Origin of the sequence: Pseudomonas sp. Q11 (assembly GCF_024494355.1) — a bacterium.
Lineage (GTDB): Bacteria > Pseudomonadota > Gammaproteobacteria > Pseudomonadales > Pseudomonadaceae > Aquipseudomonas > Aquipseudomonas hefeiensis.
The window spans coordinates 26,673-40,386 of record NZ_JAKNQY010000013.1; the positions used below are offsets into that span (position 1 = coordinate 26,673).

At 59.7% G+C, this 13,714-nt stretch carries 12 protein-coding genes and 1 pseudogene; 3 read left to right on the forward strand and 10 right to left on the reverse strand.

The window, feature by feature from the left end; all coding sequences use genetic code 11:
- Positions 1–11 precede the first annotated feature (11 nt).
- Positions 12–3,038, forward strand: coding sequence for a multidrug efflux RND transporter permease subunit (locus MA884_RS15120; RefSeq protein ID WP_256231280.1), 3,027 nt, complete (start codon positions 12–14; stop codon positions 3,036–3,038).
- Positions 3,039–3,127: 89 nt separating this feature from the next.
- Here the strand turns inward: MA884_RS15120 and MA884_RS15125 are convergent, their stop codons facing one another.
- The 5 genes and pseudogenes from MA884_RS15125 to colR all read right to left on the reverse strand — a co-directional run bounded on the left by MA884_RS15125 (position 3,128) and on the right by colR (position 6,820).
- A complete protein-coding gene (locus MA884_RS15125; protein ID WP_256231281.1) occupies positions 3,128–3,355 on the reverse strand; it encodes a hypothetical protein in 228 nt (75 codons plus the stop codon).
- Positions 3,356–3,357: 2 nt separating this feature from the next.
- The gene (locus MA884_RS15130) at positions 3,358–4,092 is read right to left on the reverse strand and encodes a lipopolysaccharide kinase InaA family protein (protein WP_256231378.1); all 735 of its coding nucleotides are present in this window, start codon (positions 4,090–4,092) and stop codon (positions 3,358–3,360) included.
- Positions 4,066–4,728 (reverse strand): annotated as a pseudogene (locus MA884_RS15135) (class I SAM-dependent methyltransferase); the annotation flags it as partial. The pseudogene MA884_RS15135 and the gene MA884_RS15130, both read right to left, overlap by 27 nt.
- A 141-nt stretch (positions 4,729–4,869) precedes the next feature.
- Entirely contained in the window at positions 4,870–6,147 is a 1,278-nt protein-coding gene (locus tag MA884_RS15140; RefSeq protein ID WP_256231282.1) for a HAMP domain-containing sensor histidine kinase, read from the reverse strand.
- Complete coding sequence (colR, locus tag MA884_RS15145) at positions 6,137–6,820, reverse strand: two-component system response regulator ColR (RefSeq protein WP_256231283.1); 684 nt, start codon at positions 6,818–6,820, stop codon at positions 6,137–6,139. Before colR ends, MA884_RS15140 begins: the two co-directional genes overlap by 11 nt.
- A 231-nt stretch (positions 6,821–7,051) precedes the next feature.
- On the opposite strand from colR, the gene MA884_RS15150 reads away from it, so the two are divergent.
- Positions 7,052–7,792 carry a phosphatase PAP2 family protein gene (locus tag MA884_RS15150; RefSeq protein WP_256231284.1) on the forward strand — a complete coding sequence of 247 codons (741 nt, stop codon included), beginning with the start codon at positions 7,052–7,054 and terminating at the stop codon, positions 7,790–7,792.
- Positions 7,793–7,922: 130 nt separating this feature from the next.
- Here the strand turns inward: MA884_RS15150 and groL are convergent, their stop codons facing one another.
- The 4 genes from groL to MA884_RS15170 form a co-directional block, all read right to left on the reverse strand.
- A complete protein-coding gene (gene groL, locus MA884_RS15155; protein WP_256231285.1) occupies positions 7,923–9,566 on the reverse strand; it encodes a chaperonin GroEL in 1,644 nt (547 codons plus the stop codon).
- A 50-nt stretch (positions 9,567–9,616) separates the two neighbouring features.
- A complete protein-coding gene (locus MA884_RS15160) occupies positions 9,617–9,910 on the reverse strand; it encodes a co-chaperone GroES (protein ID WP_003204913.1) in 294 nt (97 codons plus the stop codon).
- A gap of 245 nt (positions 9,911–10,155) precedes the next feature.
- Complete coding sequence (locus MA884_RS15165; protein ID WP_256231286.1) at positions 10,156–10,632, reverse strand: FxsA family protein; 477 nt, start codon at positions 10,630–10,632, stop codon at positions 10,156–10,158.
- Positions 10,633–10,698: 66 nt separating this feature from the next.
- Entirely contained in the window at positions 10,699–11,430 is a 732-nt protein-coding gene (locus MA884_RS15170) for a HugZ family protein (RefSeq protein ID WP_256231287.1), read from the reverse strand.
- A gap of 163 nt (positions 11,431–11,593) precedes the next feature.
- On the opposite strand from MA884_RS15170, the gene MA884_RS15175 reads away from it, so the two are divergent.
- Positions 11,594–12,352, forward strand: a complete 759-nt coding sequence (locus MA884_RS15175; RefSeq protein WP_107321990.1) for an SDR family oxidoreductase — start codon at positions 11,594–11,596, stop codon at positions 12,350–12,352.
- A gap of 213 nt (positions 12,353–12,565) precedes the next feature.
- On the opposite strand, the gene apbC is transcribed toward MA884_RS15175, so the two are convergent.
- Positions 12,566–13,660 carry an iron-sulfur cluster carrier protein ApbC gene (gene apbC / locus MA884_RS15180; protein WP_256231288.1) on the reverse strand — a complete coding sequence of 365 codons (1,095 nt, stop codon included), beginning with the start codon at positions 13,658–13,660 and terminating at the stop codon, positions 12,566–12,568.
- Positions 13,661–13,714 lie beyond the last annotated feature (54 nt).

The following is a 13,714-nucleotide window of genomic DNA, read 5'->3' on the forward strand; positions in this document are numbered from 1 at the left end:
AAGGAACCCCCATGGCTTTTACTGATCCGTTCATTCGCCGTCCGGTGCTCGCCACCGTGGTCAGCCTGTTGATCGTGCTGCTGGGTTTCCAGGCCTGGAGCAAGCTCCCCCTGCGCCAGTACCCGCAGATGGAGAACGCCCTGATCACGGTGACCACCGCTTACCCCGGGGCCAACGCCGAGACCATTCAGGGCTATATCACACAACCGATGCAACAGAGCCTCGCCAGCGCCGAGGGCATCGACTACATGACCTCGGTCAGCCGTCAGAATTTTTCGGTGATATCGGTCTACGCCCGCATTGGCTCCAACAGCGACCGGCTCTTTACCGAGTTGCTGGCCAAGGCCAACGAGGTCAAGAACCAGCTGCCCCAGGACGCTGAAGACCCGGTGCTCAGCCGCGAGGCCGCCGATGCCTCGGCGCTGATGTACATCAGCTTTTTCAGTAAGGAGCTGAATAACCCGCAGATCACCGACTATCTGTCGCGGGTGGTCCAGCCCAAACTGGCGACACTGCCGGGGATGGCCGAAGCGGAGATTCTCGGCAACCAGGTCTTCGCCATGCGCCTGTGGCTGGATCCGGTCAAGCTGGCCGGTTTTGGTCTCACCGCCGCCGACGTGACCGATGCCGTGCGCCAGTACAACTTCCTCTCGGCCGCCGGTGAGGTGAAAGGCGAATACGTGGTCACCAGTATCAACGCCAACACCGAACTCAAGTCCCCCGAGGCCTTCGCGGCGATCCCGCTCAAGACCGACGGCGACAGCCGGGTGCTGCTGCGCGATGTCGCCCGGGTGGAGATGGGCGCCGAGAACTACGACACCATCAGCTCCTTCGGTGGCACGCCCTCGGTGTACATCGGCATCAAGGCCACCCCCGGCGCGAACCCGCTGGACGTGATCAAGGAAGTGCGCAGGATCATGCCGGATCTGGAGGCCCAACTGCCGGCCAACCTCAAGGCCGAGATCGCCTACGACGCCACCCTGTTCATCCAGGCTTCCATCGACGAGGTGGTCAAAACCCTCTTCGAGGCGGTGCTGATTGTCATCGTCGTGGTGTTCCTGTTCTTAGGCGCCCTGCGTTCGGTGGCCATCCCGGTGGTGACCATCCCGCTGTCGATGATTGGCGTGATGTTCTTCATGCAGTTGATGGGTTACTCGATAAACCTCCTGACCCTGCTCGCCATGGTGCTGGCAATTGGTCTTGTGGTGGACGACGCGATCGTGGTGGTGGAAAACATCCACCGGCACATTGAGGAAGGCAAAAGTCCGTTCGACGCTGCAATTGAAGGTGCCCGGGAAATCGCTATGCCGGTGGTCTCGATGACCATCACGCTGGCAGCGGTGTACGCGCCGATCGGTCTGTTGGAGGGGATCACGGGGGCGCTATTCAAGGAGTTCGCGCTGACCCTCGCCGGGGCGGTGGTGATTTCCGGGATCGTCGCACTGACCCTCTCGCCCATGATGTGCGCCATGCTGTTGCGTCACGAGGAGAACCCCTCGGGACTGGCTCATAGACTGGACGTGGTTTTCGAACGTCTTAAAGACCGCTACCAGCGCATGCTTCACGGCATGCTCAATACCCGGCCTGTGGTGCTGGTGTTCGCGGTGATCGTGCTGCTGCTGATTCCGGTGCTGATCATGTTCTCCAAGTCCGAGCTGGCCCCCGATGAAGACCAGGGCATCATCTTCATGATGGCCAATGCGCCCCAGCCGACCAACCTCGACTACCTGAACAGCTACACCGATCATTTCATCACCATCTTCAAGGAGTTCCCGGAGTACTACTCCTCGTTCCAGATCAACGGATACAACGGCGTGCAATCCGGCATCGGCGGCTTCCTGCTCAAACCCTGGAACGAACGCAGCCGCAGCCAGATGGAAATCCTGCCGGAAGTCCAGGCCAAGCTGGAGAACATCCCCGGCCTGCAAATATTCGGTTTCAACCTGCCCTCCCTGCCTGGCACCGGCGAAGGCTTGCCATTTGCGTTCGTCATCAACTCGCCCAAGGACTACGCAACGCTGTTGCAGATTGCCGACCGGGTCAAAAAGCGCGCACTGGAGTCCGGCAAGTTTGCCTTCATGGACGTTGACCTGGCTTTCGACAAACCCGAGGTCGTCGTGGACATCGATCGCGCCAAGGCCGCCCAGATGGGCGTCTCGATGCAAGACCTGGGCGGCACCCTCGCCACCCTGCTGGGGGAGGCCGAGATCAACCGCTTTACCATCGAAGGGCGCAGCTACAAGGTCATTGCCCAGGTCGAACGGCCGTTCCGGGACAACCCGGACTGGTTGAACAACTACTACGTAAAAAATACCCAGGGTGAATTGCTGCCGCTGTCGACGCTGATCAAAGTCAGCGATCGGGCACGACCACGGCAGTTGAATCAGTTCCAACAACTCAACGCGGTGACGATCTCGGGTTTTCCCATCGTGAGTATGGGCGAGGCCATCGAGACGGTCCGCCAGATTGCCCAAGAAGAGGCTCCGGTAGGGTTCGCTTTCGACTACGCAGGGGCTTCGCGACAGTTCGTCCAGGAAGGCAGCGCGCTGTGGGTCACCTTTGCCCTGGCGCTGGCGATCATCTTCCTGGTGTTGGCCGCCCAGTTCGAAAGCTTCCGGGATCCGCTGGTGATTCTGGTGACGGTGCCGCTGTCGATTTGCGGCGCCTTGATTCCGCTATTCCTCGGCTGGTCGAGCATGAACATTTACACCCAGGTAGGACTGGTGACGCTGATCGGCCTGATCAGCAAGCACGGGATCCTGATCGTTGAGTTCACCAACCAGTTGCGCAGGGAACAGGGACTAACCCCACGGGAGGCCGTGGAGCAAGCCGCATCGATTCGTTTGCGTCCCGTACTGATGACCACCGCGGCGACGGTATTTGGCATGGTGCCATTGATCCTCGCTACCGGGGCCGGGGCGGTGAGCCGCTTCGACATCGGCTTGGTGATCGCCACCGGGATGTCGATTGGCACGTTGTTCACACTGTTCGTGTTGCCCTGCGTGTATACACTGCTGGCCAAGCCGGACAAACCCTAACGTGTGGCCACTGGCCCTGTAGGCGCTGCCGAAGGCTCCAAAAACAAAGGCCTCGCATATGCGAGGCCTTTATCCTGGCTCTCTGTACATCAGCTCTGAGGCCTCATGCCTTGGGAAAGACTGAACATGAAAAGCAACAGATCGTCGTCCGGACGGATCGCCTCGCTGGCCTTGGCCACGCGTGGCAAAGGACAGTACGCGCCCAGTTGAGAGGCACTGAGAATCTGCGACCGGGGCTGCTCCCAGACCGCCACCGCCATTGAGGTAACTGCCAGAGCTCCCACTAAGAACAAACCTCTAGCAATTTCTAGTTTCATTACTATAAACCCTTGATAGCGCTGCCAAACGCCGCTCTGTAAAAGTAGACGAGTTTTTCCCATTCTGAATCGCTGAACGACGAATGGCGTCGCAGTTGTTTCATGTCATGGGACGCTGCGGTCCGGGAAGTCAGGCGTTGACGGGATTTCTCCAAATCCAGCAGTGCTACTTCGGCCCGGGCCGACTCGCCCTCTCCGGTCACGCGCACAAATATATGCTTGAGATAGAGGCAGCCATGCTGCCAGCGGCCCCTATGCATGCGAGCCAGGTTCTCAGCCAATGCCTGGAGGATTCGCTCATGCCCCGCTTCGCCATGACGCTCGCGTCCGCCTGCGGCATACCAGTGTTCCAACTCCACGAAACCGTCCAACGCCTGGGTCACAAGTAGCGCACGCCAGTTGTGAATCGGATCTCGCTGGGCGCCATAGAAGATGACTTTTGGAACGCTGACGTCAAGTCGGGTCAACGCCAAGAGAGCATCTTGCTCACGTAGCACGGTCGGACGTCCAAACGGATGCAGCAAGCTACGATAAATGTGTCCGGTCTGGCGCTTGGCATACAGCAGATCACCGTCGCCACTGTGGATCCGCTGCACACCGCTTTCACCGCCACGACGCACATTGGGTTTTTCCACCCATTCACCCTGCTGACTCCAGAAATGTTCGAAGTTGCAGCGGGGGGCCGCTGTTGTCTCCACTGCCTGCACAATCTTGCGTAATACATAAACTCGCCACATGGCATAGAGTGGCAGGAAATCCAGTCGTTCCTGAATGCGAAAACCGGCCTGCCGAAACTCACCCTCGACTGTAGCGGCCGGTAACACAAATCGATTCTGGTAGCCTTTCTGCCCACGGGTGCGCTCCAGACGCTTACGTTTCCAGGCCTTGAAATTGCCATCGACCCACAATGAAACGATCACGCTGTCACGGGTGACACGCTCGAATTCCCGCAGAATCGCCAGTCGATGCGCGGGTTCACCGATGTGGTGGAGCAGGCGCATGCAAAAAATGCTGTCGACGGCGTTATCAGGCAAGGCAATGTCGAACGCAGAGGCGTGCAAGGGTTGTACCCGTTTTACGACATCGGCGGGTTGAGCGCTCAACGCGGTCTTGAGCATGGCTTCGGAATTGTCCGCTCCGATGATCGCCCGGTTCGGTTTCTCGGCCAACACAGGCCATAAACGGCCGGCACCACACGGCAGATCCAGCACCAGTCCAGGGTCACCTGCCAGGGCCAAAGCAGTTCGTGCCAGTTGTTCATCACGTCGGTGGGAAAGACGACGGCTCAGGCCAGTCTGATGTTTATTCAGGTATTGGTGAGCGTGTTGTTCGTCATATTTTTCGGAAAAATCGAGCTTGATCGGGTTGGACATTGACGGGAACCTCCATGACGGAATGGCTCCGACGTTAAGGGCCGACATGTCCGCGCCAGGTCATCCCTTTGTGAAAACTTCGTCGCGCACGCGCTCGATGGTTTTCGGGATACTTCCAATGGGCAGACTTGAGCGCGATCCTCAGTCCTGGGGATTCAATTGAACCTCGAAATGGCAGCCGTTGGGCTCCATGGTGCTGAGACTCACCCTCCAGCCCTGGTTCTCGCAGATCCGCTGTACCAATGAAAGCCCCAACCCAAGCCCCTCGCCGCGTTTTTCATTGCCACGCACGAACGGCTCGAACATCGCCTCGCGTTTCTCCTCGGGGATGCCCACGCCACTGTCCTCGACCACAAACCCGGTAGCAGACAGCGTGAGGCGAATGAAGCCCTGATCGGTGTAATGCAAGGCGTTGCGCAGCAAGTTACCCATGACGGCGGTCAGGAACGTGGCGTTGTACGGCGTGTCGGCGGTTTGCCCCGGCTCGAAGATCAGGGTCAGGCCCTTGGCTTCGATTGGAGCACGCCACAGCCCAACGAGGTCCTCCGCCACCAGGCCTAACGCTAACCGAGGCGACATGCCGCTGTCTTCGCGCTGGGTCCTGGCGAGCATCAGGAAGGTCTGCACCAGCTCGCGCATTTCTTCACTGGCCCGACTGATACGCTCGACCTGTTTGCGACCGCGCTGATCCAGGGCAGGGTTCTCCAGCAAGAGCTCACAGGAGCTGGCCAGGACCATCAGCGGCGTGCGTAACTCATGGCTGACGTCGCTGGTAAACAACCGTTCACGCGTCAAGGCCTGGCGCAGTCGCCCCAGCGTGGCGTCGAACGCCACCGCCAGCTCACCCACCTCATCGGCGGCATAATCGGGGGCCAGCGGCGGGGCCAGCCCGAGGAGCTGGTCGCGATGGCGCACCTGCCGGGCCAGGCGCACGACCGGCGCCATCACCCGACGAGCCAGGACCCACCCCAGGAAAACCGCCAGCGCCAGGCTAAGCACGAAGCCCACCAGCACCACGGCGAACAGCACCCGTTCGCGCTCTTCGAAGTCGCTCTGGTCCTGCAGTAGCACGTAGTGTCGACCGTCAACAATCTCGACCATGGCGTGATACGACAATTGCGCGCGGAAGACCTCGTGGAAACCAGGATCCAGGTGGCGCAGGTCCTTGGGCAAGTCGAAGTCCCCCGGGCCGCCACTGAAATAGAACAACTGGTCAGGTTCCGGACGATGACTCCAGTCCGAAACGCTGTCCATCAGCAGCAGACGTTGCAGGTCTCCCCCAAGACCGGCGGAAATCAGTCTTTCTTCCACCAGATGAACCGTTGCCACGATGCCCATGGCGAATGCCCCCGCCACCAATGCACTCATCAGCGCAAAGGCGATGATGATCCGCTGGGCAAGGCTCTGCTTAAACTCCATCTCGGCCCTCGGCCAGGCGATAACCGACGCCATGCACGGTGTGCAGCAGCGGTTTGTCGAACGGTTTGTCGATCACCTGACGCAACTGATGGACGTGGCTGCGCAGACTGTCGCTGTCCGGGCAATCGTCGCCCCACAAGGCCTCTTCGAGGATTTCCCGCCGCAACACATGGGGGCTTTTCTGCATCAAGACCGCCAGCAGCTTCAGGCCTACCGGGTTGAGCTTCAGCAGTTTGCCTTCACGGGTGACTTCCAGGGTATCGAGGTCGTAATTCAAGTCACCGACCTGCAAGGCGCGCCGGCCGCCGCCCTGGGCCCGCCGCATGACCGCTTCGATTCGCGCCGTCAGTTCCGACAGGGCAAAAGGTTTGACCAGGTAATCATCGGCGCCGGACTTGAACCCCTGCAGGCGATCGTCCAGTTGATCCCGGGCCGTGAGCATGATCACTGGCGTATCACGTCGGGCGTCCTCGCGCAGGCGCTTGCACAAGGTGTAGCCGTCGATGCCCGGCAGCATGATGTCGAGCACGATCAGGTCATAGTGCTCGGTCGCGGCCAGGTGTAACCCCGACAAACCGTCCTGGGCACAATCGACGGTATAGCCTTTGAGCCCCAGGTAATCGGCCAGGTTGGCCAGGATGTCACGGTTGTCTTCAACCAACAGAATTCGCATGGGCATCTCCTCTGCGCACGTGGACGGTCATCGTGGCCCGCGCAGCTTAAGGCCAAGTGTGGATAACGGCTAGGGTTGTATCGGCTGTCGTAGCGAGCAAGCCCGCTCCCACAGGGGTCGAGAGTCGGACATTGACAAGTTTTTCACCCGGCATTCACACCTCGCCCACGGCACCCGGCCCAGACTGCGCGCAACGTGCTGCTCAAGAACACCTCCACCAAAGGTACTGCCATGGTTTCCACTGCCACCCGTCCCGTCTCCAGGCCATTGAATTTTCGTCTTGTCCTGGGCCTGCCCATCGCTGTCGCGGTGATGCTGGTACTGCTGGAACTGACCACACTGGACATGGACCTGGCCAGGCTGTTTTACGACCCGGCCGACGGGTTCATCGGTCGGCACAGTTTTTTTCTGGAAGACATCCTGCATGATCGTGCCAAGCAACTGGTCATCGTGTTTTCCGTATTGTCGATCGTTGGTTTCATCGCAGCGTTTTTCTTCACCCGGCTCAAACCGTTCAAACGCGAACTGGGCTGCCTGGTGCTCTCCCTGGCGTTGGCAACTTCGTTCGTCACGCCGATGAAAGCCGTGACGGCAGTGCAATGCCCCTGGAGCCTGAAGGAGTTCGGTGGCAAGCAAACCTACAGCGAACTGTTGAGCCCGCGCCCGGCCACTGACAAACCCGGCCGATGCTGGCCCGGCGGGCACGCCGCCGCCGGGTTTACGTTGTTTGCGTTGTTCTTCGTACTGCGCGACCGCCGTCCGCGCCTGGCCCGCCAGGCCTTCATATTCGCCTTCTCCCTGGGCACGTTGTTCTCCGTGAGCCGGATGATGCAAGGGGCGCACTTCTTTTCCCATAATGTCTGGACAGCGGTGTTCTGTTGGCTGATTTGCCTGGGGTGTTACTACTACATCCTGTACAGGCCGGCCGTTGGAGCTGACCAAGTGACCGATGGGGATCCTGTTAGCGCCTAAACCCCTTGGGAGCAAGCTTTGCTCCCACAGGGACCGCCGGGCCTCTGCCAATGCGGAGGTAAACTCGAGGCATTAAAAAACCCCGCCTGCTTTCGCAGGCGGGGTTTTTCAGTACAGGGGTAAGGCTGGCTTACATCATGCCGCCCATGCCACCCATGCCGCCCATGTCTGGCATGCCGCCGCCAGCTGGAGCGTCTTCCTTGATTTCAGCGATCATCGCCTCGGTGGTGATCATCAGGCTGGCAATCGACGAAGCCGCTTGCAGAGCCGAACGGGTCACTTTGGCCGGGTCCAGGATACCCATTTCGATCATGTCGCCGTATTCGCCGGTAGCAGCGTTGTAACCGTAGTTACCCGAACCCTGCTTGACCTTGTCGACCACAACGCTTGGCTCGTCGCCGGAGTTGGCAACGATCTGGCGCAGCGGTGCTTCTACAGCGCGACGCAGCAACTGGATGCCCACGTTCTGGTCATCGTTGTCGCCTTTGAGTTCGGAGATAGCCTGCAGAGCGCGAACCAGTGCCACGCCGCCGCCAGGTACCACGCCTTCTTCGACGGCTGCGCGGGTTGCGTGCAGCGCGTCTTCAACGCGGGCTTTCTTCTCTTTCATTTCAACTTCGGAACCGGCGCCAACCTTGATCACTGCAACGCCGCCAGACAGCTTGGCCAGGCGCTCTTGCAGTTTTTCACGGTCGTAGTCGGACGAAGTCTCGGCCACTTGTGCGCGGATCTGGGTAACGCGAGCCTGGATATCAGCCTCGACGCCGGCACCGTCGATCACGGTGGTGTTTTCCTTGGACAGGATCACGCGCTTGGCGTTACCCAGGTGCTCCAGGGTGGTGCTTTCCAGGCTCAGGCCGATCTCTTCGGAGATAACGGTACCGCCGGTCAGTACGGCGATGTCCTGCAGCATGGCCTTGCGACGGTCGCCGAAGCCTGGTGCCTTGACGGCAGCGACTTTAACGATACCGCGCATGTTGTTCACAACCAGAGTCGCCAGGGCTTCGCCTTCAACGTCTTCAGCCACGATCAGCAGTGGGCGGCCGGCTTTGGCAACGGCTTCGAGCACTGGCAGCATTTCGCGGATGTTGGAGATTTTCTTGTCGACCAGCAGGATCAGCGGGCTATCAAGCTCAGCAACCATGGTGTCCGGCTTGTTGACGAAGTACGGCGACAGGTAGCCACGGTCGAACTGCATGCCTTCTACAACCGACAGTTCGTTTTCCAGGCCCGAGCCTTCTTCAACGGTGATCACGCCTTCTTTACCGACTTTTTCCATGGCTTCGGCAATGATGTCGCCGATGGAGTTGTCGGAGTTGGCCGAGATGGTGCCGACCTGAGCGATGGCCTTGGTGTCAGCGCATGGCTTGGACAGGGCTTTAAGCTCTTTGACGATGGCGATGGTCGCCTTGTCGATGCCGCGCTTGAGGTCCATCGGGTTCATGCCGGCAGCGACAGCCTTGAGGCCTTCGTTGACGATCGATTGAGCCAGAACGGTAGCGGTAGTGGTGCCGTCACCGGCGTCGTCGTTGGCACGGGAGGCAACGTCTTTGACCAGCTGCGCGCCCATGTTTTCGAAACGGTCCTTGAGCTCGATTTCCTTGGCTACGGAAACGCCATCCTTGGTGATGGTCGGAGCGCCGAAGCTCTTCTCGATGATCACGTTACGGCCTTTAGGGCCCAGGGTCGCTTTTACTGCGTCAGCCAGGACGTTGACACCGGCGAGCATTTTCTTGCGGGCGGAATCGCCGAATTTAACTTCTTTAGCAGCCATGATCGATAATCCTTAAATACTTTGTAGTAACGGGAAAATGAGCGGGGGAATCAGCCTTCCAGGACAGCGAGGATTTCGTTCTCGCTCATCACCAGCAGGTCTTCGCCGTCGACTTTCACTGTGTTGCTGCCGGAGTAAGGGCCGAACACAACCTTGTCACCCACTTTCACGGCCAGCGCACGTACTTCACCGTTTTCCAGTGCCTTGCCTGGACCTACAGCGAGAACTTCACCGTGGTTGGCTTTCTCGGCAGCCGAACCTGGCAGGACGATACCGCCAGCGGTTTTCTTCTCTTCTTCGCTGCGACGGATGACGACGCGGTCATGCAGAGGACGAAGCTTCATTGTCGATCTCTCCTAATTTTGGTTTTCATCGGCCGGTGTAGTCCCGGCGGTTTTAACAAAAGCCGGCGGAGCCGGATGCGGTTCGTCAAGCGAACCGCGGAAGTCTGTCCAGTGTCGCCACCGGAAACCTTGCGGTGACCCATACATAAGGGCGTACAAGCCGATTTCAAGGGTTGGGTATAAAATTTTTTACTTCACGCAGCCAAAAATGAACACGGCACCCGAAGGTGCCGTGTCGCTGGTTTTTACTTGGGATCGCGGTGCTCGAACTCGCCTTCGATCACATCGGGTTCGCGGCCCACGGGCTCTCGCGGAGCTGGCCCGCCACGGGACTGAAGGTCCTCAGCGAAGGCGCGCTGGCGAATCGCCTGTTCCTCGGCACGCTGGCGCATTTTATTGGCCAGCAACCGACGGGTGAACGGCAGCAGCATGACCAGGCCCAACACATCACTGATGAAGCCAGGCAGGATCAACAGACCGCCACCCAAGGCCAACATCAGGCCTTCGAGCATGGTCTGGGCAGGCAACTCGCCACGGTTCAGGCTTTCACGGGCACGCAAGGCCGTGGCGAGGCCGGCGATGCGCAGCACGAACACGCCGAGCATCGAGCCGAGAATGACCAGCAGCAACGCCGGGAAAAACCCGATCGCACCGCTGACCTTGACGAATACGAACAGCTCCAACACCGGGAACAGCAGAAAGAGCAACAAAAAAGGGCGCATCAAAAGGTTCCTCAACGCAAGAATGCCTTGCTATCAAACCCTAGATGACGTCGCCCTTTCGTGAATTCAAGCGTCAGCCTCAGCATTTTTTGGCCATTGCTCGGCGTGAGCCAGATAAACCAAGGCTTCGCGCACTTGTGTCGGCGTATTGCAAGGCGCTGGAAACGCCAGCCAGTGCAGGGCCTGACCGATACGCAAGTGCATGCCTTCACTGTCGATACCGGCCAGTTGCGCAGGTACGGTTGCGGGCAGACCGGCCAGCTCGACGTAATGCGCGATGGCCTTGGCATGGTCGGCATTCATGTGGTCGATCATGCTGGCTTCGGCCTTGCCGGCGAAAGGGTTGGCCAGGGTGATCTGGTCGATCCAGTGAATGGCACCGAAACCACCGATGTAACGATGACGCACGGGGTTGAGCACCCAGAAATCGAAGTCATGGGCCTTGTGGTAGTTCTGCGACTCAGGGAAATAACGGTAGTAACGTTCAGCGGCGGCATCAATGGCGACGCTGTCTTCCAGCTTGTGCGCCTCGCCCAGATAAGTCAGGCGCCCGACGGCCTGCACATCCTCGGCCCCCCGCTCACCTACGAGCATTGAACACTTGGGGTCTTTTTGCAGGTTGTGGGTGTGTTGGGCGATACGGCTGATCAGGATCAGTGGACGGCCTTGGTCATCCAGGCAATACGGCACCACGGAGCCGAACGGGAAACCGGGCATGGATTTGGAATGGGTGGAGAGCATTCCACGGTATTCCTTGAGCAGCAATTCTCGTGCATGCTTGGCAGCTTCAACGCTCAAATTATGACTCCTTTGATCAAATCCGTCTGGAAACGGTCAGGCGACTGGAGCAATGTACCAGCGCGCCTTTGGGCAGTTCTCATGTGCAGCCGGGCTACGCCGTCGCCGATCGAGAGGCCAGTAAAAGGACATCCTCCCACCGCTCTGCAATCTGGACATGCGAATGCAACTCACCGACAAAGTAATCATTATCACCGGCGGTTGCCAGGGTCTGGGCCGCTCCATGGCCGAGTATTTCGCCGGCAAAGGCGCCAAGCTCGCTCTGGTGGACCTCAACCAGGAAAAGCTCGACCAGGCAGTTGCCGCCTGCGCGGCCAAGGGCGTCGAGGCCCGGGCTTATCTGTGCAACGTTGCCAATGAAGAGCAAGTGAGCGACATGGTCGCCCGGGTCGCCGAGGATTTCGGCGCGATCCACGGCTTGATCAACAACGCAGGGATTCTGCGCGACGGTTTGCTGCTCAAGGTCAAGGACGGTGAAATGAGCAAAATGAGCCTGGCCCAGTGGCAGGCGGTGATCGATGTCAACCTGACGGGTGTCTTCCTGTGCACCCGTGAAGTGGCAGCGAAAATGGTCGAGCTGAAGAACAGCGGTGCGATCATCAACATTTCGTCGATCTCCCGCGCCGGCAATGTCGGCCAAACCAACTATTCGGCGGCCAAGGCCGGCGTCGCGGCGGCCACGGTAACCTGGGCCAAGGAACTGGCGCGCTACGGTATCCGTGTCGCCGGCATCGCGCCGGGCTTCATCGAAACCGAAATGACCCTGGGCATGAAACCCGAAGCCCTGGAAAAAATGACTTCCGGGATCCCGCTCAAACGCATGGGCAAACCCGAAGAGATCGCCCATTCGGCAGCGTATATCTTCGAGAACGACTATTACACGGGCCGGATCCTGGAGATGGATGGCGGGTTGCGGATCTAAACCCAGCGCATACCCAAATGTGGGAGCAGGCCTGTGGGAGCACAGCTTGCTCGCGATGATGGCGTCACATACAACACATCTGTGGCTTTAAAACCGCTATCGCGAGCAAGCTGTGCTCCCACAGGTTTGCTCCCACAGACTTACTCCCACAGACTTACTCCCACATGCTTGCTCCCCCAGGCTTGCCCCCACATTGGATCGTGTTTCAAAGCATCAATCGTCGCTGGTGGTGATATTCGGCATCGCCGGTGACGCGGCCTCTTGCAACACGATCCGCGCGCCCACGTGGCGGGCCAGTTCCTGATAGACCATGGCGATCTGGCTGTCCGGCTCGGCGATGACCGTGGGTTTGCCGCCATCGGCCTGCTCGCGAATCAGCATCGACAGCGGCAGCGAGGCCAGCAGTTCGACGCCGTACTGGCTCGCGAGTTTTTCCCCGCCACCTTCGCCGAACAGATGCTCTGCATGTCCGCAGTTCGAGCAGATGTGCACGGCCATGTTTTCCACCACACCCAGCACCGGGATGTTCACTTTGCGGAACATCTCCACGCCCTTACGGGCGTCCAGCAGGGCCAGATCCTGCGGCGTGGTGACGATCACCGCGCCGGCCACCGGGACTTTCTGCGCCAGGGTCAGCTGGATATCCCCGGTGCCTGGCGGCATGTCGATCACCAGGTAATCCAGATCACCCCAGGCGGTCTGCGTCACCAGTTGCAGCAAGGCGCCGGAAACCATCGGACCGCGCCAGACCATCGGCGTGTTGTCATCGGTCAGGAAGGCCATGGACATCACTTCCACGCCATGGGACTGGATCGGCACGAACCACTTCTGATCCTTGACCTGCGGCCGGGTGCCCTCGGCAACGCCGAACATGATGCCCTGGCTCGGACCATAGATGTCCGCGTCGAGAATCCCGACCTTCGCGCCTTCACGGGCCAGGGCCAGGGCCAGGTTGGCTGCGGTGGTGGACTTGCCCACGCCGCCCTTGCCCGAGGCCACGGCGATCACGTTCTTGACGTTCGCCAGCCCCGGCACTTGCGCCTGGGCCTTGTGGGCAGCGATCACGCTGGTGACTTCGACTTTGGCCGCGGCTACACCGTCCAACGCCTCGATCGCCATCTGCAGCATCTGCGCCCAGCCGTTCTTGAACAGATCGGCGGCGTAGCCGATTTCCAGTTGAACGCTGACGCGATCACCCTGGATGTCGATGGCGCGCACGCATCCGGCGCTGACCGGGTCCTGGTTCAGGTAGGGGTCGGTGTACTGGCGAAGGACGGCTTCCACCGCTGCGCGATTGACGGCGCTCATGGGCAACTCCGATAGCAAGACTTGAAAACAGGCCGCTATCCTACGCCCCGCGTG

Bases quoted from the DNA above. Each gene is read 5' to 3' on its own strand.
- MA884_RS15120 (WP_256231280.1), top strand. From the start codon at position 12: ATGGCTTTTACTGATCCGTTCATTCGCCGTCCGGTGCTCGCCACCGTG.
- MA884_RS15140 (WP_256231282.1), bottom strand. From the start codon at position 6,147: ATGGAGTTTAAGCAGAGCCTTGCCCAGCGGATCATCATCGCCTTTGCG.
- MA884_RS15130 (WP_256231378.1), bottom strand. From the start codon at position 4,092: ATGTGGCGAGTTTATGTATTACGCAAGATTGTGCAGGCAGTGGAGACA.
- apbC (WP_256231288.1), bottom strand. From the start codon at position 13,660: ATGAGCGCCGTCAATCGCGCAGCGGTGGAAGCCGTCCTTCGCCAGTAC.
- colR (WP_256231283.1), bottom strand. From the start codon at position 6,820: ATGCGAATTCTGTTGGTTGAAGACAACCGTGACATCCTGGCCAACCTG.
- MA884_RS15150 (WP_256231284.1), top strand. From the start codon at position 7,052: ATGGTTTCCACTGCCACCCGTCCCGTCTCCAGGCCATTGAATTTTCGT.
- MA884_RS15175 (WP_107321990.1), top strand. From the start codon at position 11,594: ATGCAACTCACCGACAAAGTAATCATTATCACCGGCGGTTGCCAGGGT.
- MA884_RS15125 (WP_256231281.1), bottom strand. From the start codon at position 3,355: ATGAAACTAGAAATTGCTAGAGGTTTGTTCTTAGTGGGAGCTCTGGCA.
- groL (WP_256231285.1), bottom strand. From the start codon at position 9,566: ATGGCTGCTAAAGAAGTTAAATTCGGCGATTCCGCCCGCAAGAAAATG.
- MA884_RS15160 (WP_003204913.1), bottom strand. From the start codon at position 9,910: ATGAAGCTTCGTCCTCTGCATGACCGCGTCGTCATCCGTCGCAGCGAA.
- MA884_RS15165 (WP_256231286.1), bottom strand. From the start codon at position 10,632: ATGCGCCCTTTTTTGTTGCTCTTTCTGCTGTTCCCGGTGTTGGAGCTG.